Consider the following 21384-nt stretch of genomic DNA (forward strand, 5'->3'; position numbering starts at 1 on the left):
AATTATTGCTTTTGCCACCAAACCTGTGTGGTAACAACGTCAGGCCCTTGAGCAGCCACCGCCGCGTTATAATTTTCGCGGTTTGATGATTGTACCGAAACCGGGTAATTAAGGCGGGCCGGCATTATGCCATTGTTATCCAAACCCGATCCCTTAGGTAAATTTGGATGCCCGGTGCGGCGGTACTCAAACCATGATTGCAGATCAGTAAAAAATAATGAATAATACTTTTGCTTGTGTATCAACTCCATTTTCTGATCAAGCGTGTAGCTATCATCCCACTTTATCAAGTTAAAATTCATGTAATTTGATGGAACATTTGCGCCCCACAGGGTTATACCTGCAGTAATACCCGCTTCGTAATATTGCTGCGCGGGTTTTGCCGTTATCCATCCTTTAGCTGCGGCTTCAGCCAGGATAAATTGCAGTTCGCCATAATTTAAAATATTACCCAGTAAAGGTTCGCGCTGTAACGCCGTTGGCAAGGTTGATTTAGCTTGTGGCGACTGCCCTACCGGGTAACCGCTTGGTATCCCTGCGTATTCACCTTCAAAAACCGTTGCCCATTTACCTATACGCGGATCGCTCCACTCATTCAGGTTATCTACAAAGAAACTGGCCAGTTTAGGGGTGTACCAATCGGCAGGGCGCCAGGTAGCAAACGGAGACACATAGGGTGCACTGCCTGTCCATTTCAAGATGGCTGATTCAGCGTTGCTCGCCATGATTGGGTAGTTGGACGCTCTTGTATCAACCATATCCTTTATTTTTTCGATAGCGGCCTGATCTTTACCTGATACCCGCATCAGCAAACGCAGGTATAAAGAGTTACCGAACTTGCGCCAGTTAGCCGCAACACCACCGTAAATAGGGTCGCTTGTGGAGATGACGTTTGTTCCGGTTTTTAGCAATTCATTAGCTTCTTCCAAACGGGCGAATATATCTGTGTAGATAGCCTGCTGCGAATCGTACTTCGGCAGAAATAAACCCTCCTTAGCTTTATTTGACTCAAAATAAGGCACATCACCATAGGTATCAGTAAGCATAGAATAAACCCACGATTGCAGGATCAGCGATATAGCCATATAAGTGTTGCTATCGTTATCCTCACCACCTGTGTAAATATCCTTCAGATTGGTAAGCTGTACGTACCAGTTTGTCCATAGGTAATCGGCCTCGGCACTGCGAATTTCGTAACGGAATATTTTACCATCCGTATCGCCCATGTTAACGGTTACCTGCATCAGTTCATTGGTAATGCGCTGGCTGCGGCTCATGTTAGCGCTTACAATACTTGTAATAGCAGGCGCTAACAATGATTGTGGCAAAGCAAAAGAACTTTCGTTCGGGTTTTTTGCCAGTTCCTCAAAATTTTTTGTGCATGATACCGAGGATAGCGACAGTGACGCGATCAATCCCCATATTATATATCTCTTTTTCATGATGATTAAAATCCTAATGTTACGTTTAAGCCCAGGGTACGTGTTGATGGTAGCTGACCAAGTTCAAAGCCACGGTTAATCTCCGAACCGTTAAGTGTTCCGAACTCAGGGTCGAATGCCGGCCAGTCGCTAATGATCAGCAAATCGCGGCCGTAAATGCCTACGGTTGCTTTTTTCATGCCGATGCGTTGCGCAAAACGAGCCGGTAACGAATAGTCTATACGTGCTTCTCTTAGTTTGATATAGTCTGTTGAATAGGTTGTACCTTCTACGTTATCGCGCCCGTAGTGCGCGTTGTAATAAGTAGCTATGTTTTCGGCGATAACGGTATTCGGACTGAATGATCCATCAGCATTGCGTACAACCCCGTTGCCCACTATGCCGTTGTAACGGCCCGGCAGCGTAGCATTTGTTTTACCTTGCTCGGTAAGTACGGCGCTGGTAAGTGAATAACCCACGGCGCCTGTTTGTGCATCAAACAAGAAACTGAAGCCGAAAGAGCCATAACGAAAGTTATTTTGTAAGCTTCCCCTGAATTTGGGCATGGTGTTGCCGATGTATTTAATATCCGGGCTCAACACCGGGTAACCACCCTCGTAAATGATCTGCCCATCTGGAGAACGCTCATAACCACGACCATAGAAATCGCCCATGCTACCACCTACCCTTGCAGAAATTAAACCACGGCTACCCGGTCCGTTCTGTAAAACCAACTCTGTTTGGGTATCCGTTAGCTCAAGAATTTTGTTGCGGTTAGCCGTAAAGGTACCGTTGATGGTCCAGTTTAAGCCATTTTTTGACTTTAAAGGCATACCGTTTACTGCCAGCTCAATACCTTTATTACGTAAGCGCCCTGCATTGAAAAGAGCTCCGGTGCCACCTACAGCCGGATCTGGACTTGTCCACAAGTGCTGATCTTTTGTATCTGAACTATATAGCGTCAAATCAAACCCAACCCGATTTTTAAAAAATTTGGCTTCAACACCTACCTCATGCGCTATGGTTGTAAGTGGCCTTAGGTTTAAGTTGGCGAAACGTGTGTCGTTTTGGAGGCCGCCCGGAAAAGTTGGTGTCACAACGTAACCGTTTGTGGTTTGATAAGGAACCTGAGAGCCACTACCTGTATTAGAAATCGACCCACGTAGTTTTAAATAATCAATAAACGCGGGCATTTTAAATGCCTCGGTTGGTATAAAGCTCAGGTTGTAACTTGGGTATGAGAATGAAACATTATCGTTTCCTTTTTCGTTTGCCAACACGCTGTTCCAGTCGTTACGAAATGTTATATCAGCGTATAAATAATCCTTAAATGCTAAAGTAAGCAAGCCGTAAAAGCTGTTTATTTCGTATTTTGATTTATAAGGTGTAGCCACTAATATACCCGCTTTGTTGGCCAGGCTGTACACACCCGGATAGGCAAGCGAATCGGCGCTTAGCGCATCCTGATTATATGTGTTTTTTAACGTACTACCACCACCGGTCGCCGTAATTTCAAAATCCTTGGTTATTTTTTTGTTGTATCTTAATAAGAAGTCGGCGGTTATCTCCTGCGAGTAAATGTTTTGAGTACGGAACATACCTTTTCTGAATTTCTCGGTATCCCAAGGACGTTGCTGCGTACGCTGATCATAACCAAAATCCATTGAAGTGCGTACCATCAGGCTCAACTCCTTAGTGAAGTTATAAGTAGCCTGAATGTTACCGGTAACCCCATGGCGGTTCATGGTATTGAGCATCTCCTGGGTGATCAGGTACGGATTATCCGGAAAGCTACTGAATGGAAAGCTTTGCTGAATATTTTCTCTGCCCGGCAGCCAGTAATCTTTTAACCAGTTAATATCTGCATTTGGTTGCCAGAATATATACCAGTACATGATAGATTGGTTATTATACCCTACTGATGGCAGGTTATCGCTCTTTTTGTTAGTATAATTTATTTTGGTAGATAACTGTAACTTATCGCTTACTTTTTGGTTAAGTGACAAGGCCACCGTGTTACGGTCATAACCGGTATTCGGTATTATCCACGAGTTTTTTACGTTGGTTGCAGAGAACCTTGCGGTGGTTTTATCAGTACCGCCATCAATAGTTACAGAGTTGGTGTAAGTTCTGCCGGTTTCAAAAAAGTTACGGCTATCATTAACGTAAGGCACCCATGGTGTACGTGTTGTACTTTTTGTATGTGTTACCGGATCATACTGATAAAACATCTGCCCATCAAACTTAGGCCCCCAGGCTGAGCTGGTGCTACGGGTGCTCGCTCCATCTTCTGAGGCATTGTAAGAGTAATATAATGCGCCGTCAACACCTTGACCGTATTGATATTGCAGGTCGGGCCAGCGGTTAATGCTTTCAATGGCGGTATTTGAATTGATAGTAACATTAATGCCTTTGCTCCTTGCCGACCCTGATTTGGTAGTAATAATGATAGCACCATTTGCGCCGCGCTGGCCGTAAAGTGCAGATGCATTTGAGCCTTTAAGTACCGTGATGTTCTCAATGTCTGCCGGGTTAATATCATTTAAGCCGGAACCAAAGTCAACCGGTGTTTCATCAGCCAGGTACGAGCTGCCACCGTAAGCTGTTGAGCGGCCGCTACCGTTGTTAATTACCACACCATCAACAACAATCAGCGCTTCGTTTTCGCCATTCAGGTTATTTTCGCCGCGCAATATAATTTTATTTGAACCGGTTGGGCCACCGTTTGAGCGTAATAAGTTTAAACCCGCTACTTTGCCCGACAATGCATCGGTCCAGTTATTAGATGGGGCGTTGGCGATATCTTCGCCTTTAATTACTGTTGCTGAATAGCCAAGCGCTTTTTCCTCACGTTTGATACCTAAAGCTGTTACCACCACCTCGTTAAGTGAAGTATTGGCGGTTACCAGCTTAATTTTAATACTGTTATTTGCCGATTGAAAGCGCGTTGTAAACGTATCAAAGCCTACCATACCAAAGCTTATAGGAGCGCCCGATGTTACCCTGATATTGAAGCGGCCGTCGGCATTGGTGCTGCCCAACGATTTTTTGGCAACGTTAGTAATAGTAACTCCTGCCAAAGGCAAACCATCATCAGCAGAGGTAACCGTACCACTTAACATAAACGTATCAACCTTCTTAAACACCAGGTTGCCGTCAATATTACGGATGCCTATGCCCGCCTGCTGCTCTATCTCGGTAATGAGCTGGCCAAGTGTAAGATTAGTTGATGAGAGATTAATCTTTCCGGCCGCATTTACATTTGCATCATAAGATACCTTGTAATTGTACACTGATTGCAACCTGTCAATAATACTGGCAATGGTTACTTGTGTACTGTTAAATTTAAGCTGCCGCATTTGTGCATGCAGCGGCAAAGCCAGCATACAACAAAGTATGGCACATAAGTAATTCCGAACTTTTTTTTGTAAAAATTTTCGATACATGATGATGATTAGTAAAAAATAATCGTTTGTTGATTTTTATATTTATAATGTAATCCGGTAGCGTAATTGAGGCCTTCAAGCAGTTTATCCAGACCATTGTCTTTCATCTCACCGCTAAACAGGTTATACTTTTTATTGGCTGATGGCTCAACCTCTATCTTAATATGGTAATATTGCGACAGTTTTAAAGCTATTTGCGATGCATTGCTATTGCTGAAGTAAAGGGTACCGTTTAGCAGGCTTTGGGCATCATCAATATTAACCTGAAGTTTTTGAGCCGTTTTTGCACCGATATTATAATCTAATTGCTCACCTGCTTTTATAAAGTGCGTTTGTTTGCCTTCAACAAAACCAACCAGGCCGGTTGCTACCTTAATTTGCTCTGATACCCCTTTTGCCGAATAAACATTGAAGGATGTACCTAATACGTTTACCTGTAAATTATTAGCCGTACGTACTATGAATGATTTCTTCAAATCGTGTTTCACATCAAAAAATGCCTCGCCCAGCAAGCGTACTTCACGTTTTGACTGACCGTAAGCGTTACTTACCGCCAATGAAGCGTCGGGAGCCAGATATACCACCGAGCCATCAGGCAGTGCCACTTTCTTTCTCGACGAAGACTTTTTTATGAGTGTATAGCTATTTTCATAAACATCTTTTTCACGATGTACGGCATACCAGGTTACGCAGCAAACCAATACTAACGAAGCCGCCACGCCAGCCCAGGTGTACAACTTCTTAATTTTAGTTTGCTTTACCGGCTTTGGGTGGGCATACATCCGGTCAAGCAGTTTTACCCATTCGTTGTGTATAACATCTCCTTTAACAGGTTCATTCACCCTATGGCTGCGTTCTTCTAAATATTGGAGCAGTGTTTTATTTTCGGGCCTTTCTCCAAGCCACGCCTTTACGTCGGCGTTCTCAGCCTCGGTGGTTTCTTTGTTCAGGTATCTTATAAGTATCTCCCAGTTCACTGCGATCGTTTTAAAAGTAAGAGGGAGCTAAAGCCGCTTTCCACTGAAAGAAATGGTTAAGCGTTTATGAAGTAATTGTTAACAAAGCCAGTAAAAACAAGAAAAGCTGCCCTGCCAAGCAGGAACAGCCCTCCATCAAGTGAAAAATCTTTAACTATACCAAATCCAAATCCTGGCTGTATTTTTTCCCGAAACGATCTGTAGCCGTAACGGTTATTTTTTTTGCTCCCGCAGATGGTTTGGCAAAGAACAAGTGATCGGTCAGCGTTGGATCGACCCATTTATGTTTTTTTGGCAACTGATCGCCTTTGTAAAGTTCAATAGTCCATGGGTCGTAATCTATGCGTTGCTCCATGTTACCCTTTAACACGCCATCCTCATACCATTGCACCGTCCATTTGCTATCCCAGTTCCAAACGTTGGCTACCACTTCATCAGGTGCGGTTTGCAGGTAACCTTTTTTGTAAATCTTCAACTGATAATCCTTAGGCTTACCTGTTGACTTATAATACCAGCTGATATCTCCGCCGTTAACTTCGTACACCGCGTAACCGGATGGTGCACCATCGCTGCATATCGGCCCTGTCCACCAGGCACCGCAAACAGTACCGTGTACGTGCTCTATCATATTGCGGTCTTCCCACTTTTCGTTCATGTGGGTATGGCCAGACATGATGTGCACTTTGTACGGAGCCAGTATTTTATACAATTGTTCACGATTAGATACAACACCGCCCAACTCGTCTTCCTTATTGTTTAAACGACGTTTAACGCCGGTATTGGTCGGGATGTGTACTGATACTACAACAGTTGTACCCGGTTTTACGTGTGACAGATCCTGCTCCAGCCACTGCAACTGTGTTTCGGTAATATAACCAATGTAGCGTTTAGCCGTACCTATGAAGAACACATCGTCCAACACTACATAGTGCACCTGCCCGCGATTAAAGGAATAATATGTCGGACCGAAATTCTTTTTGAAGGTTTGCGCCGAGTAATCATCCGTACGGGCGTCCAAGTCCATGTCGTGATTGCCAATCAGGTTAAAAAATGGTATGCCCGACATGCCGATGGCCTGTTTATAGTCCTCGTAAAGTTCAAAGTGATCCCAAACCAAATCGCCACAACCTATTCCGTGCATTAGTGTACCTGCCGGGTATGACGCCACCAGATCACGCAGATCGGGCGCTGAAGTTTCGAGCATAATAGCGGCATCTTTTTTAGAGATAATCTGCGGATCGGCCCACACCACAAAAGCGTGATTGGTATCTTCTTTCTCCAAGCGGGTTAAATCAAAATCTGCTTTAAAAACCGATTGCTTATTATCTATCTGTTTAAAAAATTTGGCCACGCTTTTTTCATGGGGAAACGCGTATCCAGCCGGTAAGCTGATGTAAACGAACTGTGCGGTTTTATTACTTAATAATTGATAGTTACCGCCTTTGTCTGTTAGCACTATGTTAATGCCGTCGGTAACGGCAACGTTTGCTACCCCCTGCCCATTGCTCAATACCCGGCCTTTTAGGGTAATATTGGCAATGTCAATTTTCTCCGAAGTGGCAACGGCTGGTTCAGCATTGATAACTGCCGGGATACTCAGCATGGCACCGGTTATGCCCAGGCCTTTAATAAAATCTCTTCTGTTCGACATATGTTTGTTTACAAGATATCTTTTAGCAAAGAGCGAAGGCCGACCGGTTTTCCCTGAAAAAAATCGTTAAATAAATGTTAACATTATATTAACCAACAATAGGCCGCCGGCTATGGTAGCGCGGTCGTAATTTTCGTGACGCATGTAGTAGCCCAATTGTTCAATGGCCTCGCGCATGTGGTATTCTATTTTCTTTTCAGTAACATCAAGCACTTTCGCTATCTCGTGATTTTTCAATCCGGTTAACCGTAACTGGATAATTTCCTTACGCATAGCAGGCAGTTTATTGATCAAGCGCTCAACTATCTGAACAGATTCTTTAGCCACTAAACGTTCAAACGGACTAAATGCCTGCTCTGTTATATTCCAGCATTGCTCGGTCAATTCGTCGGTTTGCTTTGCTGTCAGGGTCTTAAGTGCGCCGTTCCGTGCAGCGCGGAACAGATAAGCTTTAATATTAGTAATCTGCAGATTATCCTTTTGTGTCCAGAGGTTCAAAAACATATCTGATAATACATCCTTGGCTTCGTCGTCGTCCTTAACCATGGTATGTACATATCTGAAAAGGGATGAGTAGTGTTCCCTGAAAATAGTTTCAAGGCTATGGAGGGTATTTATTTTAACTTCACTTTCCGTTTGCATGCCGGGTGCAAAATTAACCCGCTAAATCCGCGATGCCGATAGAAGTGCTATTAATTTTGTGTTAAATCTGAAGCAGTATGTTTGTTACATTACGCCATAAAAAAACAGGCTCGAGGCCTGTTTAATTTAAGGTTACTTTTTATTTTCCTGTTTCCGGATGTTGTCCCGGTTAGATGTTTGGTCGGCCCGCTGGGCACCCCCGTTGGATATTCCTTTTGACTTTGTAACTTCCCGGCTATTAGTAAACGCCCTGTCGGCAATTGAATTACCCTGAAAGTTTCCGCTATTCCTCAAATCCTGTCCCTTTTTCATAACGTTGGTATTAAGTTAATAATTACACATCAAAGCAATGCGCATTTAAACCTATCAAACAATAACTATACCGTTAATCCTTTTTAAAAATTGATTTGATCTTATCTATAATGCCCGTGTTTGATTTTTTGCTTTGCGATCCGATCAGGAAACCGTAAGGTTTGAGTTCGGGCACGTTATCGCAAATAATTTTAACAATACCTATGCCGGGGATGGCAAGTATCATTCCGGGCACGCCCCAAATCAGCTCGCCCAATACAATGGCCATTATAGTAAACAGCGGGTTAACGCTCACCTGCTCGCCTACTACCAAAGGCTCAATTATATATGTTTGCGTAAACTGGATAATAAAGTATGTGCCCAACACACCAGCAATCATGCCGCCATCACCGCCCTGCACAATTACCGCTAAAACGGTGAGCGTAGTACCTGTTACATTACCAACAAAAGGTACAATTTCAAGTATTCCACACAGTACAGCAAAGAAAATGGCATTTTCAACGCCTACAATGCTGAAGCCTATTCCGTACAATACCCACAGCATCACGATCATCAGGCTTAGGCCGCTCAAATACTTTTGCGCTACCCGTGCCGACTCATGTACAACTTCGTCGGTACGCTTCAGTTGCTCATCAGGCACTATTTTTAGGATGAATTTTTTAATGTGGCTGCGATAGTAAAGCAACAGAAACATGTAAACCAGGCCAAGTACTATATTAACGGCAACACTCATTAACGAGCTTGCAACCGCCGCCGCCATAGTACCGGGGTTACCCGCCGCTCCAGACTCTGTTTGCTGTTTAAGCATATCATCCTGCTGTTTCATTGACAGGCCAACCGTTTGGTTCACCCAACGTTTAATATTGAGCAAAATTTCGGCAAGGCGCTGCTTCATAGTATCTACGTTGGTAGAAAACTCACTCAACTGAATGGATAGCAAATACAAGATTAAACTTACCGACAATACCAGGGTAAGCACTGATAAAAAAGCTGAAAATCCGCGTGACATGCCTTTGTTTTCCAGGTAGTTGCTAAACCCTATAAAAAGCATTGCAAATAAGCCGGATATAGTAATAGGTACTAAGAACTCCTTAGCAAAGTAAAGCCCACTAATCAGCAAGAAAAGAAGAAATAGTATAAGAACACTGCGTTGAAGTTTAGCCATGATTAAACCACAACAACGTTGATGTGATAAAGTTTAAGCCGCCTAAGCTGCAGTTGCTGCACGTTCCTGTATGCGGCGCGATATCTCCTTAAGCATTTCTGAATCACTTAAACGCTCCTCAACGTCAGTAAGCACACGGTTATTGTATGACAATAAAGCCATATGCTGATCATTGATTTGCAGATCGTACATATCTCCGGTTGGAGTTACCTTAACAAATGCAGGCGATCCCCAATAAGTTGTTACAAACATGATAGGGGTTGACAATAATGCGGTGTTCATAGCAGAAAAATTTAGTGTGTAAGGATAGTAACACATAAAAGTACCACTTTGTTTTAACACTTTCACAAATTATTGTAAATATTATTAATGTATTGATAACATTTATTGCAGATCGCCGACAATCTCCTAATCACCTACCATTTGTTTATCTCGCTATCAAGCCAAGCTACGCGGCTATCGAGCCAGGTTTTAATTTGGTTTACCTCGTTATTATAGGTTCCTAATATTACCGGGTTCGGCCAAACGTATTCATTTAAAATCGGCCAGCGTTTAAAATTTTGCTGTTGCGATAGGTTGATATAATTGCTGTTGGCAGCTATATCAGCATAGATCGCTTTAATATCGTTGCCATTAACCTGGTTCCAGCGTTCTTTAACTTTTTTGCGGAATTCAGCATCCTCAAACAAACGTGAAAACCAAGGGCCATCTTTTACCCACCAACCGGTTGGGTATCGTGCGTCTGAGTAATCAACATTGCCCAAGGCTAAATCAAAATCCCATAATGGCCCAAGGGTGAGTTTACCGCCTCTATCTTTATAAAAATATATACTGCTAAAATCCCTCGCATCCTGGTTTTTCATTAATTCCTGAACGATGAAATAATTTATGAACGAGTTAACGTCAATATATTTTGCGTAGCCATTATTAACATCTGCAAAATTATCAGCAAAGATGGCGTCCTCGGTTTGTTGTACATAGTTTTTAATGTAGTTAAACTGCGCGTCCGGAAGATCAGATGGTGATTTCAATGTGAAAGGTATATCATGCGCGGTACGGAACCAAAAGGTTTCGTCAAGCCGCTGATCCCATTCCAATAAATAGCCACCGCTGATCTTATCATCAGACACATCGCCTTTTTTTAATTCCGGAATATTTACACGGTTTTCATGCACTTCTACCTGTTCGGTAAGCAAATAGCTGCCAATGTATTCGCCATTCATAACCACCTCAACAAAACGGCTATCAGGCGTAAAGCCAACACCCAGCTTTTTACCCAGGCTGAAGGCTATACTGGTGCGCATTAAAGTTTTGTCGGAGTAATTAGCCAGCAGCACCCAGTTTTTAGCAGCGCCAATACCCAGCACAGCGGCCTTATCCGTAAACTTTAACCGATAGGGCTTTTTAGGATGCATCCAGGTTGAATTACCCCTACCCTTTATCTGTAACGGGATGGTTAGTTTCTCCTGCTCAAATTCGCCATTGGTATTTATAACTAACGTACCATTAACATACACATCTTTTGAGTCGACCGGCGCACTGGTTGTCAGATAAAAAATGGGGATACCCGTAAAATTTTTAACCTTGAAAGTATAATTACGAGTTAAGCCTTTAGGCGTAGTTAGCGCATAGGTAACCGGCTTGGTAAAATCGGTTTTGGTGGTGCCGCTTACTAATACCGTATCGTTACCTTTTACAACGGTTCCGCTGGTTTTCGTCGTAAAGGTTACTATCAGTTTTTTACTGTTCTTTATGGATGGAATAAGCGCCGTTATCTCGTCGTTCTTAATTGTAGCCTTAATATCTGCGGTTAACAGATCGGGGTTGTTTTTAGCCTCAATCACTACCGATGTCAGCATAACGGTATCCGCTTTCTCTGGAACAGGTTCGGGTGTAGGTTCAGTTTCCTTAGTAGTTTTGCAACTCCACACCGTTACAGCCACTAATAAACATAGCGTAAAACTTTTAATCATCAGGTTTAAATAATTGTTAAGAAATATAATTGGTTGGTCGAATATACACTTTATTAACAAGAAAGTTACATTTGCAAATCCGATCAAAATAGAACATAATTCATTTATTATTTATTTAATTTGAATTTTATTCTTATAGATACATAAATTTGAGAATTATGTTAGATAGCGAATTAATTCTTGATAAAACTGACCTGCAAATTTTACGCTTGATGCAGGTTAATGCGCGAATATCAAACGCAGATATTGCCCGCGAAGTAGGCATGGCACCATCTGGTGTACTGGAGCGGGTAAAAAAGCTTGAACAGAAAAAAGTAATTATGCAGTATACCGCCGCTATTAATCCGGCGGCTTTAAAACAGAATATGCTTGCTTTTATCGCTATTAAAGCGAACGAAGGGCCCGGAAATATCGAAACCACCAAGCACCTGGCAGCAATACCCGAAGTGCAGGAAGTGCATCACGTAGCAGGCGATGACTGTTACCTGGTTAAGGTACGTACGTATGATTCGGCATCGCTTGTCAATATTATGCGCAACTATCTGAGCAAAATACCCACTATAATAAGTACCCGCACAACCATAGTGCTCGAAACGGTGAAAGAACAACAGCGGCTGGTTATACCTGAAGCTTAATTTGCCAACATAAACAAAACTCACTCATGCCAACCTCACAAAAACAAGCCTCAACCCTGATGGTAATTATTGCCTTCTCATTGGTATATGTTGTTTGGGGCTCAACATACTTTTTTATTCAGATGGCTTTGCAAGGCATGCAGCCCTTTTTTTTAGGTGCAGCCCGGTTTTTATTAGCCGGTACAATTATGCTGATCTGGTGTATGGCAACCGGTGAAAGGGTTTGGAATTTCAGGGAAAATAAACACGCCATGATAAGCGGCCTGCTCCTGCTCTTTGGCGGTACGGGTGCATTAATAGTAAGCGAACTTGAAGTACCGAGCGCGGTATCGGCCATATTGGTATCGGCGGCGCCTATATGGTTTGTTCTAATTGATAAAGCTAACTGGCAGGAGAACCTGAAAAACCCATCAACTGTTCTTGGTTTACTTATCGGTTTTGGCGGAGTTGTTATGCTGTTTGCGGAACAATTAAATGTGGCGATGCATTCAAGCGGACCATCAAAATTACCTTATATGGCAATTGCAGTATTCGGCTCGGTTATATGGGCGGCGGGTTCATTATACTCAAAGTATAAAGCTTCCGGTACATCTACAACCGTAAATACCACCTGGCAAATGCTGGCGGCAGGCATCGCTTTTATCCCTTGCAGTATTGCGCATGGCGAACTTGACGGATTGCAATGGAGCGCTATACCTGCTACCTCATGGTGGGCAGTAACTTATCTGGTAATATTCGGTTCTATAGTGGCGTTTAGTGCTTACGTGTGGCTGTTAAAAGTTCGCCCGGCTACGCAGGTGAGCACTTATGCTTACGTTAACCCGGTTATAGCAGTTTTGCTGGGCATTTTATTTGCGCATGAACACATAACCGCTTTACAAATTGGCGGACTGGTTATTATATTAGGTAGTGTGCTGCTCATTAACCTGGCTAAGTATCGCAAAGCCAAACAAGCAGTTGAAGTAGCAAGCGAATAATTATGACGACACTTCAATCAGAGCGCTTATTATTACAACCACTTACGGTTGGCGAAAAGGAGGCTTTTTACAACCTGTACCTGCATAACGACGCCATTACGGGTAACGAAACACCGTTAGCATTTACCCAGAGAATTATATCAGCCTGCCATATCATTTGGACCATAAGGTTGATAGATAATAGCGAGAATTTTATAGGCGACTGTGCATTGCACCACTTTGACCAGCAGAAAAGCGAAATACAAATTGGCGGTTCCTTATCGGCTATACATCAACGTAAAGGTTACATGGCCGAGGCTTTTCGATTGGTTGAGTGCTATGCAAAAGACAATCTACAAGTAAAACATTTATTGGGTGTAACCACAATTGACAACAGCGCAGCCATAAGCCTTGTGGAGGAACTTGGATTTGAAAAACATAGTGTAATTAACGAAACCATTATCCTCAGAAAGTCTCTTTAAAACAACAAATGCCGCTTTTCAGCGGCACCATTCATCTAAAAACACACAGAAAAAAATTCTTAATTAGCGCCAGCCACCTCCTACCGCCTGGTATAAATTCACCGCGCTTAAAAATATGTTACGTTTGGTATTGGCCAAATCTAACTCCGCTTCTAACACGCTTTGCTGGGCGGTGATAATTTCAAGGTAATTGGCACGGCCAACCAGGTACAGGTCATTAGCAACCGAAAGCGCGTTATTCAGCGATTTCAACTCTTCCTGCTTTAGCTGGTAAAACTTGTTATAATTCTCAATGCCGTTTAAACCATTGCTTACTTCCTGAAAACCGGCTAATATGGTTTTCTGATAATTATAAACAGCCACCTTGCTTTCGGCAATAGTGCGTTGCAGATCTGCTTTTAACGCCTTGCGGTTAAATATCGGCGCTGTAAGTCCACCTAATACGCCCCAGGTCAAACTTCCCGGATCAAAAAGCAGCGATGATTTGAACGCATTGTAACCCACATAAGGCGTAAGCGTTAATGATGGCAAAAAGCTTCGTCGCGCGGTTTTTATATCGGCATTCATCGCGGCGAGTTCCAGTTCCGCAGCCTGCACATCCGGACGGTTCAATAACAACTGGCTTGGTACGCCCGCAGATAACACGCCCGGTAAGGTGGCTGAATTGATAGACGTATCACGATTGATCGGCTTATCAAAATTGCCGGTTAAAAAATTAAGCTGATTCTCCGTCTCTTTGATCTGCTGGCGGGTGCTGTACTCCAAACTTTTGGTACGCAGCAACTGCGCCTGAAACTGCTGCACGGCCAATTCGGTAGCACGGCCACCCAGCTTTTGTATTTTAATAATCTCTAAAGCCTTTTCCTGTAAGCCGATGTTCTTTTTGATGATCTTCAGCTCGGTATCAAGCGCTAAAAGCTGATAATATGACTGCGCTATTTGCGCCGTTAACGATGTGATCACCAATCTAAAGCCACTCTGGCTGGCCAGAAAACGTGCGTAAGCCGCTTTTTTCTGGCTGCTTAACTTACCCCACAGGTCAATCTCCCATGAGCTTTGAAAGCCCAAGAAATAATTAGGCACCGGGTCAGGTATACGGCGCTTACCATCTATATTGGGCGAAAAGTTGGTATCGTAATTACCAACGCCATTTTGCGTATAATCGCCATATTTTTCAACGCCGGCATTTGCCGTAGCGCTTATCTGCGGTAATAACCTCGCGGCATTAAAACGCACGTTGGCTTTGGCTACTTCTACTCGTTGCAAGGCCGTCAAAATATCAGGGTTTGCGCCCAATGCAGAGTCGATCAGGTTGATCAGATTTTGATCGGTAAAAAACTGCTTTACGGGCAAGCGGGCGATGCTTGCTGTATCAGTATTGCCCGTGAAAGTATCAGGCAACTTTATATTGGCCTCAGCCGTTGTGGCCTTATAGTTTTTACACCCGGCAAAGCACGCCGCCGCAAAAACCATCGGTATTATATATTTATTTGCTTTTTTAAGCATTTTGATTTTATCTGTATGATTAATTATTTACTGGATCGAGCACTTCTACATGCACAACTTTGTCGTTCTTTTTGCTGCCGCGATTAGCCATTGAGGCAAATATTACGTACAGGCCAGGTATAAGTACCAAACCGAATATGGTACCTAACAACATACCCCCTGCTGATGCCGTGCCGATGGAACGGTTACCCATGGCTCCTGCCCCGCTGGCAATACACAACGGTATCAAACCGGCTATAAATGCCAGTGACGTCATCAGGATGGGGCGCAGCCTTGATACAGCACCTTCAATAGCGGCTTGTACTACGGTTAAACCTTCTTTTTGGCGCTGGATAGCAAACTCTACTATCAGGATAGCGTTTTTGCCTAACAAACCGATAAGCATAACTAAGGCTACCTGTGCATAGATGTTATTCTCTAATCCGCATATTTTCAGGAAGAAAAATGCACCAAAAATACCCGTAGGCAGCGAAAGGATAACCGGCAGCGGAAGCAAAAAGCTTTCATACTGCGCGGCAAGTAGCAGGTATACAAACACCAAGCAGATAGCGAAAATGTATATCGCCTGATCGCCAGAGAGCACCTGCTCACGCGTCATGCCCGACCATTCAAACTCAAATCCTTTTGGCAGGTTTTCGTCTGCTACCCGTTGGATGGCTTTCAACGCATCGCCGCTACTGTAACCCGGCGCAGCATCACCGGTTATCATGGCCGAGGTGTACATGTTATAGCGCGTTAACTGCTCTGGCCCGAATACCTTTTCCATTTTGATGAAAGTGGCAAACGGCACCATCTCGCCTTTATTATTTTTTACCTGCAGGTTAAGTACATCTTCGGGCTTGGAGCGATACTCGGGCGAAGCCTGTACCATCACCTTGTACATTTGCCCAAAACGGATAAAGTTAGAAGCGTAGTAGCTACCCATTAGGGTTTGCAGCGTCGACATAGCTTTATCTATCGTAATGCCTTTCTTAGCCGCCGTTTGCTGATCGACCGTGATCATGTATTGCGGAAAGTTAGGGTCGAAACTGGTGAACGAGCCCATGATCTCCGGCGCATCGTTCAGCGCCTTTACAAATTTTTGAGTAACGGCAGCCGCGTTTTGCAGATCTCCTCGACCGCTGCGGTCAAGCATCCGTATCTCGAAACCGCTGGCATTACCAAAGCCAGGCACCGTTGGCGGTGGGAAAAATTGGATAGAAGCATCGCTGATATTTCGGGTCTTCTCCTCCAATAGCTTGATCACATCCGTTAGTGACTCCTCCCGTTCATCCCAGGGTTTTAGGCTGATCATGGCCATACCGTAGGATGCGCCCGCTATTTCGTTCACCAAGCTGTAGCCCGCAAGGGTCGATACCGACTCGATGGATTTTATGTTTTTGGTTTGCGCTTCAACCTGTTTCAATACCTGCTCGGTACGTTCAACCGTTGCGCCCGCAGGGGTAGTTACGTTTACATATAGCATCCCCTGATCCTCTGTCGGAATAAATCCGGTCGGCAATAAGGCGTTAGTGCCCCAGGTAAGGATAAAGAAGCCAACCAGGATAATAAGTGTTAGGCCTTTACGAGGCGAAAGATAGTTCATCCACCCGGCATACCGGTTTTGCAAGCCATCATACCGTTTATTAAACCCGGCGAAGAATTTTTGAATGAAGCTCTTTTTCTGCGGAGCGTGATTATGCTTTAGCATCAATGCGCAAAGCGCCGGTGTAAGCGTTAGCGCGTTAACGCCCGAAATCACGATCGAAATAGCCAGTGTTAACGAGAACTGGCGGTAAAACACCCCTACCGGCCCCGACATAAAGGCCACCGGTACAAATACCGCCGACATTACAAGAGTTATCGCGACAATAGCCCCGCTGATCTCTCGCATAGCGCTAACAGTGGCATCCATCGGGCTTAAATGTTCTTCGGTCATTTTTACGTGGACGGCTTCGACCACTACAATGGCGTTATCCACCACAATACCTATGGCCAATACCAACGCGAATAATGTGAGCAGGTTTATGGAGAAACCCAGCATCTGCATAAAAAATAGCGAGCCTATCAAGGCAACCGGCACGGCCAACGCAGGTATCAATGTCGACCGGAAATCCTGCAAAAAGATATATACCACGATGAATACCAGCAGGAAGGCCTCAACCAACGTGCGTAATACCTCATGTATCGATGCATCCAAAAAGCGGGATACATCATAGTTTACATTATACTTCATGCCCGTTGGAAAGGATGTTTCCTTTAACTCCGCCATACGGGTTTTGATGTTGTTGATCACATCCCGGGCGTTCGAGCCCGGCCTTTGTTTGATCATGATCGAAGCCGAAGGGCGGGCATCGGTATTGGATACCATGCTGTAGGTAAGTGAACCAAACTCTACATCCGCAACCTCTTTCAGCATCAGCACGGCCCCGCCTTCATCAGCACGAATCACAATGTTTTCGTATTGCTTAGGATCAAAAAATTTACCCGGATACCGCAATACGTATTGCAGCATTTGCGGCGATTTATCAGAGCTTTGCCCGGTTTTACCCGGCGCGGCCTCAACATTTTGTGCGCGGATAGCGTCGATCACCTCATCCGTTGATACTTTATACGCCATCATTTTATCGGGCTTCAACCATACACGCATGGAGTATTCCTTAGCACCCATAATCTCGGCACGGCCAACACCATCAATACGTTTGAGCTCCTGTAATACGTTAATGTCGGTAAAGTTATAGATGAATTTTTCATCCATATTTTTGTCGTCGCTCATAATGTTAAGGTACATAAGCATACTGTTCACCTCTTTTTCGGTGGTGACACCAGCTTTGATTACCTCTTCGGGCAACTCATCTATAATGGTTGATACACGGTTTTGCACGTTCACCGCGGCTTGGTCAGGGTCAATGCCCACGTTAAAATATATCTGGATAACGGTCAAACCATCGTTACTGCAAACGCTGGACATGTACGTCATGCCCGGTACGCCGTTAATGGCCCGTTCAAGCGGCGTGGCAACGGCTTTGGCGCACACCTCGGCATTCGCACCAGTATAATTAGCGGTGACGGTTACTGAGGGTGGCACAATATCCGGGAACTGGGTAACCGGCAGCGTAACCAGGGCCAGCACACCCAGCAAAGTAATAATGAGGGATATAACAAGCGACAGCACAGGCCGCTTTATAAAGGTTTCAAACATATCAGTTTCAGAAAAAAGTACATGATAAACTCAGGCGCAACCTTTTATACAAGGATCGCCTACACAATTAAAACTCCGGACGCTTTGCTTATTGCATCGCGATAAACGCGCCCTTTGCTACTTGTTTGGGTTTAATTACCATTCCGTCGCGTACGTTTTGGGTACCTTCGTACAGGATTTTATCGCCTGCTTCAAGGCCATCCTTTACAATGTAGTAATGAGAGAAACGGGTAAGCGGGGTAAAAGCCTGCATGTGCAGCTTATTACCCTCGTCAACCACGTAAACGTAGCTTTTATCCTGAATGTCAAACACCGACTGCTGTGGCACCATCACCACCTTTTCGGCTTTTGTAGAAATATATAATTTGCCGGTAGCACCGTGCCTCAACAACCCTTGCGGATTAGGAAAACGGGCACGAAAATTTATTGAACCGGTAGTTTGTTCAATTTCCCCTTCAATGGTCTCTATCTTACCTTTCTCCGGAAATTCCAAACCATCAGCCAGCACAAGGCTTACCTCACTGCTTGTTTTATCAGGCGAAGTTTTCATGGTGCGTACATAGCGCAGGTATTCATTTTCGGGGAAACTGAAGTAAGCATACATCGAACTTACATCAGACAGGCTGGTTAATAACGCGCCTTCATCAATCAAACTGCCAGCTTTTAACGGAATACGGTCAACAATGCCATCAAACGGCGCCATTACCTGCGTATAAGCCAATTGGTTTTGCGCGCTTTGAACCATTGAGCGTGCCTCCTCAATAGTAGCCCTGTCGGCATTCAGTTTAGATTGTGCTACTTCAAGTTCAGATTTAGCGATAACTTTCTTATCAACCAGCATCTTAACCCGGTCTACCTCAAGTTCGGTTGCCTTTGCATCAGCCACGGCATTACTTAATGCAGCTTTTGCTTTAGTTAGCTGCACTTTAAATTCCTGATCGTTTATCTTGAAAAGTAATTGCCCTTTTTTTACGGGCTTACCTTCATCAACATATATTTTTTCGAGAAAACCCTGAACACGGGCGCGGATTTCAACATTCTTATGTGCCTGAATGTCGGCAACGTAAGGTTTTTTCAGAACGGTATCTGTAGCCTGCAAGGTCATTACAGGATAGTGAAGTGTATCAGTATTTTCAGCTGCCTTATCTGTGGCAGTGCCTGAAGAGCAACCCGTGACCATAAAGGCGGCTGCAACGGCTATAGCATAGCCTAAAACTTTAATCTTTTTCATTGTTTGGTTTGTTAAAGCTGTAATAAACTACACGCTGAGGCGTGGGTGTAACAAAAAATATCTGCAGTGAAACTGCAAATGGCAGAAAAAGAAAACGTATTAGAAAGGACTAAGCCTGAAAAGAAACCCGTAGTAAGCGGGCAAAAATGCTTTGCTGATAACAAAGCGCGAAAATAAATGCTTTACATGCGCCGGTAACAACCCGGGGATGGAATTTCCGGATGGCAGAAGCGCATTAATCTGAACAGTACGATTTAGAAGGAAACGAACCCTGAACCGCGCTACAAGTCGTTTTTGATTGGTAGACTCAGACGCATCGTCGTTATAAAAGTTGGCATCATCAGCACTTATATGCGCATGCGTGTATTTCCCGTTAAGGTTTTGGCTATTAACATCATATTGTTTGTGTACAAGGGCACCCGAAATTGGAGATACCACCACAATGGCAAACCAACAGATAACGGATACAAATATGTAAGCAAACTTTTTTTGCATAACCTTTAATTGCGAAGTTAGCAAAAAATCAACAATTATTAAATTGTTTCAATAACAAGAGCTACCATTTATTATTAATAATAACAATATAATATTGAAACATTAAGCACAAGTAAAATTTCATACCAACATTAACGACTAAGAAAAAATATTATTTGGAATGAAAAATATCAGAGATCTTACGTGATGTAAATGTTACACTATCTTCTCCCTTTTTCCGGATGTTATGCTGCGGTAGATGGCATCAATAACTTTCATATCCTTTAACCCTTCCTCACCGGGCACACGTGTTTGTTTTTTATTTAAAACACACAAAGCAAAGTCGTCCATTTGTGCGGCCTGTTGGTTTATCTGCGGAAAATTCATAATACCCTCATGTGTTGCGCCCTTTATGCCACCATAACCAAAGGCAGGCTCTAATGAAAACTTACCTTTTTCGGCAGTAGCGTTCAAGTAACCCCAATTGTTATTGTAGCTCGACTTCCCGGTAGTTTTTAATCCGCCCGGAAATTCAAATTGCCACATTATCGTTTCATCAACTTCTTTAAACAACTCATTATTTGTTTTTTGCTCAGTAGCCGTAACAAACAGTGGCTCCTGCCCTAACGTGTAGCGCGTACCCTGAATAGAGTAAACGCCCATATCCATTAATGCGCCTCCGCCGGCAAGTGCTTTTTTTAACCGCCAGGCGTTGGGGTCTCCACGATAGACAAAACCATTGCCGGTATCAATTGCGGTTACTTTGCCGTACACCTTTTTTTGGCCCAGGCGCATCATCTCCATATTATGGGGCTCAAAATGTAAACGATAACCGATGGAAAGCATACGGTTTGCTTTTTTACAGGCGGCGATCATCTCCGAGCAATCGGCCGCGTTAAGCGCCATAGGCTTTTCGCAAATAACATGCTTACCCGCTTTTGCCGCGCGTATGGTAAACTCCTTATGCATAGATACGGGCAGCACCACGTAAACAATATCTATATCCGGATTTTTAGCTATCTCATCAAAATTGCTGTAATTGTAAATATTTTTATCGGGTATGCTGTACTTCTTTGACCATTCGTCAGCCTTTGAAGGTGTACCGGTAACAATGCCTGCCAGGTAACAATGTTTGGTTTGCAGTAACGCAGGCGCCAACTGACCACCGCTATAACCACCCAAACCCACAAGCGCTATACCGAGCTTCTTACCCTGAGGCCTGAATGCTTGTAAAGTTGGCGACAACACTAATGCGCCGGCACCGATGGAAAGGGTTTTTAAAAAATTCCTGCGGCTGAAATCATCAAAATTTTGCATACCTTTTGTTTAATA

At 43.8% G+C, this 21384-nt stretch carries 17 protein-coding genes; 3 read left to right on the forward strand and 14 right to left on the reverse strand.

Going from position 1 to position 21384, the window contains the following annotated elements:
* Positions 1 to 2 precede the first annotated feature (2 nt).
* From LT679_RS15370 to LT679_RS15410, 9 genes are all read right to left on the reverse strand, one after another.
* A complete protein-coding gene (locus tag LT679_RS15370) occupies positions 3 to 1442 on the reverse strand; it encodes a SusD/RagB family nutrient-binding outer membrane lipoprotein (RefSeq protein ID WP_232178495.1) in 1440 nt (479 codons plus the stop codon).
* Between the two features lie 5 nt (positions 1443 to 1447).
* Positions 1448 to 4780, reverse strand: a complete 3333-nt coding sequence (locus LT679_RS15375; protein ID WP_232178496.1) for a SusC/RagA family TonB-linked outer membrane protein — start codon at positions 4778 to 4780, stop codon at positions 1448 to 1450.
* A gap of 95 nt (positions 4781 to 4875) precedes the next feature.
* Positions 4876 to 5844 carry a FecR family protein gene (locus LT679_RS15380; protein WP_232178497.1) on the reverse strand — a complete coding sequence of 323 codons (969 nt, stop codon included), beginning with the start codon at positions 5842 to 5844 and terminating at the stop codon, positions 4876 to 4878.
* A 154-nt stretch (positions 5845 to 5998) separates the two neighbouring features.
* The gene (locus tag LT679_RS15385; RefSeq protein ID WP_232178498.1) at positions 5999 to 7495 is read right to left on the reverse strand and encodes a calcineurin-like phosphoesterase C-terminal domain-containing protein; all 1497 of its coding nucleotides are present in this window, start codon (positions 7493 to 7495) and stop codon (positions 5999 to 6001) included.
* Positions 7496 to 7561: 66 nt separating this feature from the next.
* Positions 7562 to 8137 carry a sigma-70 family RNA polymerase sigma factor gene (locus LT679_RS15390; RefSeq protein ID WP_232178499.1) on the reverse strand — a complete coding sequence of 192 codons (576 nt, stop codon included), beginning with the start codon at positions 8135 to 8137 and terminating at the stop codon, positions 7562 to 7564.
* 132 nt (positions 8138 to 8269) lie between these two features.
* The gene (locus LT679_RS15395) at positions 8270 to 8449 is read right to left on the reverse strand and encodes a hypothetical protein (RefSeq protein WP_232178500.1); all 180 of its coding nucleotides are present in this window, start codon (positions 8447 to 8449) and stop codon (positions 8270 to 8272) included.
* 73 nt (positions 8450 to 8522) lie between these two features.
* Positions 8523 to 9614: an AI-2E family transporter gene (locus LT679_RS15400; protein ID WP_232178501.1), complete on the reverse strand. Its 1092-nt coding sequence runs from the start codon at positions 9612 to 9614 to the stop codon at positions 8523 to 8525.
* A 42-nt stretch (positions 9615 to 9656) separates the two neighbouring features.
* Positions 9657 to 9896 carry a hypothetical protein gene (locus LT679_RS15405; protein ID WP_232178502.1) on the reverse strand — a complete coding sequence of 80 codons (240 nt, stop codon included), beginning with the start codon at positions 9894 to 9896 and terminating at the stop codon, positions 9657 to 9659.
* A gap of 134 nt (positions 9897 to 10030) precedes the next feature.
* Entirely contained in the window at positions 10031 to 11587 is a 1557-nt protein-coding gene (locus LT679_RS15410) for a CotH kinase family protein (RefSeq protein ID WP_232178503.1), read from the reverse strand.
* A 158-nt stretch (positions 11588 to 11745) separates the two neighbouring features.
* Between LT679_RS15410 and LT679_RS15415 the strand changes: the two genes are divergently transcribed.
* The 3 genes from LT679_RS15415 to LT679_RS15425 are packed head-to-tail and all read left to right on the forward strand — an operon-like array spanning position 11746 to position 13660.
* Positions 11746 to 12222: an Lrp/AsnC family transcriptional regulator gene (locus LT679_RS15415; protein ID WP_232178504.1), complete on the forward strand. Its 477-nt coding sequence runs from the start codon at positions 11746 to 11748 to the stop codon at positions 12220 to 12222.
* A gap of 26 nt (positions 12223 to 12248) precedes the next feature.
* Complete coding sequence (locus LT679_RS15420; RefSeq protein ID WP_232178505.1) at positions 12249 to 13199, forward strand: EamA family transporter; 951 nt, start codon at positions 12249 to 12251, stop codon at positions 13197 to 13199.
* A 2-nt stretch (positions 13200 to 13201) separates the two neighbouring features.
* The gene (locus tag LT679_RS15425; RefSeq protein ID WP_232178506.1) at positions 13202 to 13660 is read left to right on the forward strand and encodes a GNAT family N-acetyltransferase; all 459 of its coding nucleotides are present in this window, start codon (positions 13202 to 13204) and stop codon (positions 13658 to 13660) included.
* A gap of 63 nt (positions 13661 to 13723) precedes the next feature.
* Here LT679_RS15425 and LT679_RS15430 read toward each other — a convergent pair whose 3' ends face one another.
* The 5 genes from LT679_RS15430 to LT679_RS15450 all read right to left on the reverse strand — a co-directional run bounded on the left by LT679_RS15430 (position 13724) and on the right by LT679_RS15450 (position 21369).
* Positions 13724 to 15166, reverse strand: coding sequence for a TolC family protein (locus LT679_RS15430; RefSeq protein ID WP_232178507.1), 1443 nt, complete (start codon positions 15164 to 15166; stop codon positions 13724 to 13726).
* A 19-nt stretch (positions 15167 to 15185) separates the two neighbouring features.
* Entirely contained in the window at positions 15186 to 18347 is a 3162-nt protein-coding gene (locus tag LT679_RS15435) for an efflux RND transporter permease subunit (protein ID WP_232178508.1), read from the reverse strand.
* A gap of 88 nt (positions 18348 to 18435) precedes the next feature.
* Positions 18436 to 19578 carry an efflux RND transporter periplasmic adaptor subunit gene (locus LT679_RS15440; RefSeq protein ID WP_232178509.1) on the reverse strand — a complete coding sequence of 381 codons (1143 nt, stop codon included), beginning with the start codon at positions 19576 to 19578 and terminating at the stop codon, positions 18436 to 18438.
* Between the two features lie 99 nt (positions 19579 to 19677).
* Complete coding sequence (locus LT679_RS15445) at positions 19678 to 20073, reverse strand: hypothetical protein (RefSeq protein WP_232178510.1); 396 nt, start codon at positions 20071 to 20073, stop codon at positions 19678 to 19680.
* Between the two features lie 195 nt (positions 20074 to 20268).
* Complete coding sequence (locus LT679_RS15450; protein ID WP_232178511.1) at positions 20269 to 21369, reverse strand: Gfo/Idh/MocA family protein; 1101 nt, start codon at positions 21367 to 21369, stop codon at positions 20269 to 20271.
* Between the last annotated feature and the right edge of the window lie 15 nt (positions 21370 to 21384).

This window comes from Mucilaginibacter roseus (genome assembly GCF_021215455.1).
In the GTDB taxonomy this organism is placed as follows: Bacteria; Bacteroidota; Bacteroidia; order Sphingobacteriales; family Sphingobacteriaceae; genus Mucilaginibacter; species Mucilaginibacter roseus.

What these genes read in the sequence shown, in the direction of transcription:
- LT679_RS15370 (WP_232178495.1), bottom strand. Translation starts at nt 1,442, where the DNA reads ATGAAAAAGAGATATATAATATGGGGATTGATCGCGTCACTGTCGCTA.
- LT679_RS15375 (WP_232178496.1), bottom strand. Translation starts at nt 4,780, where the DNA reads ATGCGGCAGCTTAAATTTAACAGTACACAAGTAACCATTGCCAGTATT.
- LT679_RS15385 (WP_232178498.1), bottom strand. Translation starts at nt 7,495, where the DNA reads ATGTCGAACAGAAGAGATTTTATTAAAGGCCTGGGCATAACCGGTGCC.
- LT679_RS15390 (WP_232178499.1), bottom strand. Translation starts at nt 8,137, where the DNA reads ATGCAAACGGAAAGTGAAGTTAAAATAAATACCCTCCATAGCCTTGAA.
- LT679_RS15395 (WP_232178500.1), bottom strand. Translation starts at nt 8,449, where the DNA reads ATGAAAAAGGGACAGGATTTGAGGAATAGCGGAAACTTTCAGGGTAAT.
- LT679_RS15400 (WP_232178501.1), bottom strand. Translation starts at nt 9,614, where the DNA reads ATGGCTAAACTTCAACGCAGTGTTCTTATACTATTTCTTCTTTTCTTG.
- LT679_RS15405 (WP_232178502.1), bottom strand. Translation starts at nt 9,896, where the DNA reads ATGAACACCGCATTATTGTCAACCCCTATCATGTTTGTAACAACTTAT.
- LT679_RS15410 (WP_232178503.1), bottom strand. Translation starts at nt 11,587, where the DNA reads ATGATTAAAAGTTTTACGCTATGTTTATTAGTGGCTGTAACGGTGTGG.
- LT679_RS15415 (WP_232178504.1), top strand. Translation starts at nt 11,746, where the DNA reads ATGTTAGATAGCGAATTAATTCTTGATAAAACTGACCTGCAAATTTTA.
- LT679_RS15420 (WP_232178505.1), top strand. Translation starts at nt 12,249, where the DNA reads ATGCCAACCTCACAAAAACAAGCCTCAACCCTGATGGTAATTATTGCC.
- LT679_RS15425 (WP_232178506.1), top strand. Translation starts at nt 13,202, where the DNA reads ATGACGACACTTCAATCAGAGCGCTTATTATTACAACCACTTACGGTT.
- LT679_RS15430 (WP_232178507.1), bottom strand. Translation starts at nt 15,166, where the DNA reads ATGCTTAAAAAAGCAAATAAATATATAATACCGATGGTTTTTGCGGCG.
- LT679_RS15435 (WP_232178508.1), bottom strand. Translation starts at nt 18,347, where the DNA reads ATGTTTGAAACCTTTATAAAGCGGCCTGTGCTGTCGCTTGTTATATCC.
- LT679_RS15440 (WP_232178509.1), bottom strand. Translation starts at nt 19,578, where the DNA reads ATGAAAAAGATTAAAGTTTTAGGCTATGCTATAGCCGTTGCAGCCGCC.
- LT679_RS15445 (WP_232178510.1), bottom strand. Translation starts at nt 20,073, where the DNA reads ATGCAAAAAAAGTTTGCTTACATATTTGTATCCGTTATCTGTTGGTTT.
- LT679_RS15450 (WP_232178511.1), bottom strand. Translation starts at nt 21,369, where the DNA reads ATGCAAAATTTTGATGATTTCAGCCGCAGGAATTTTTTAAAAACCCTT.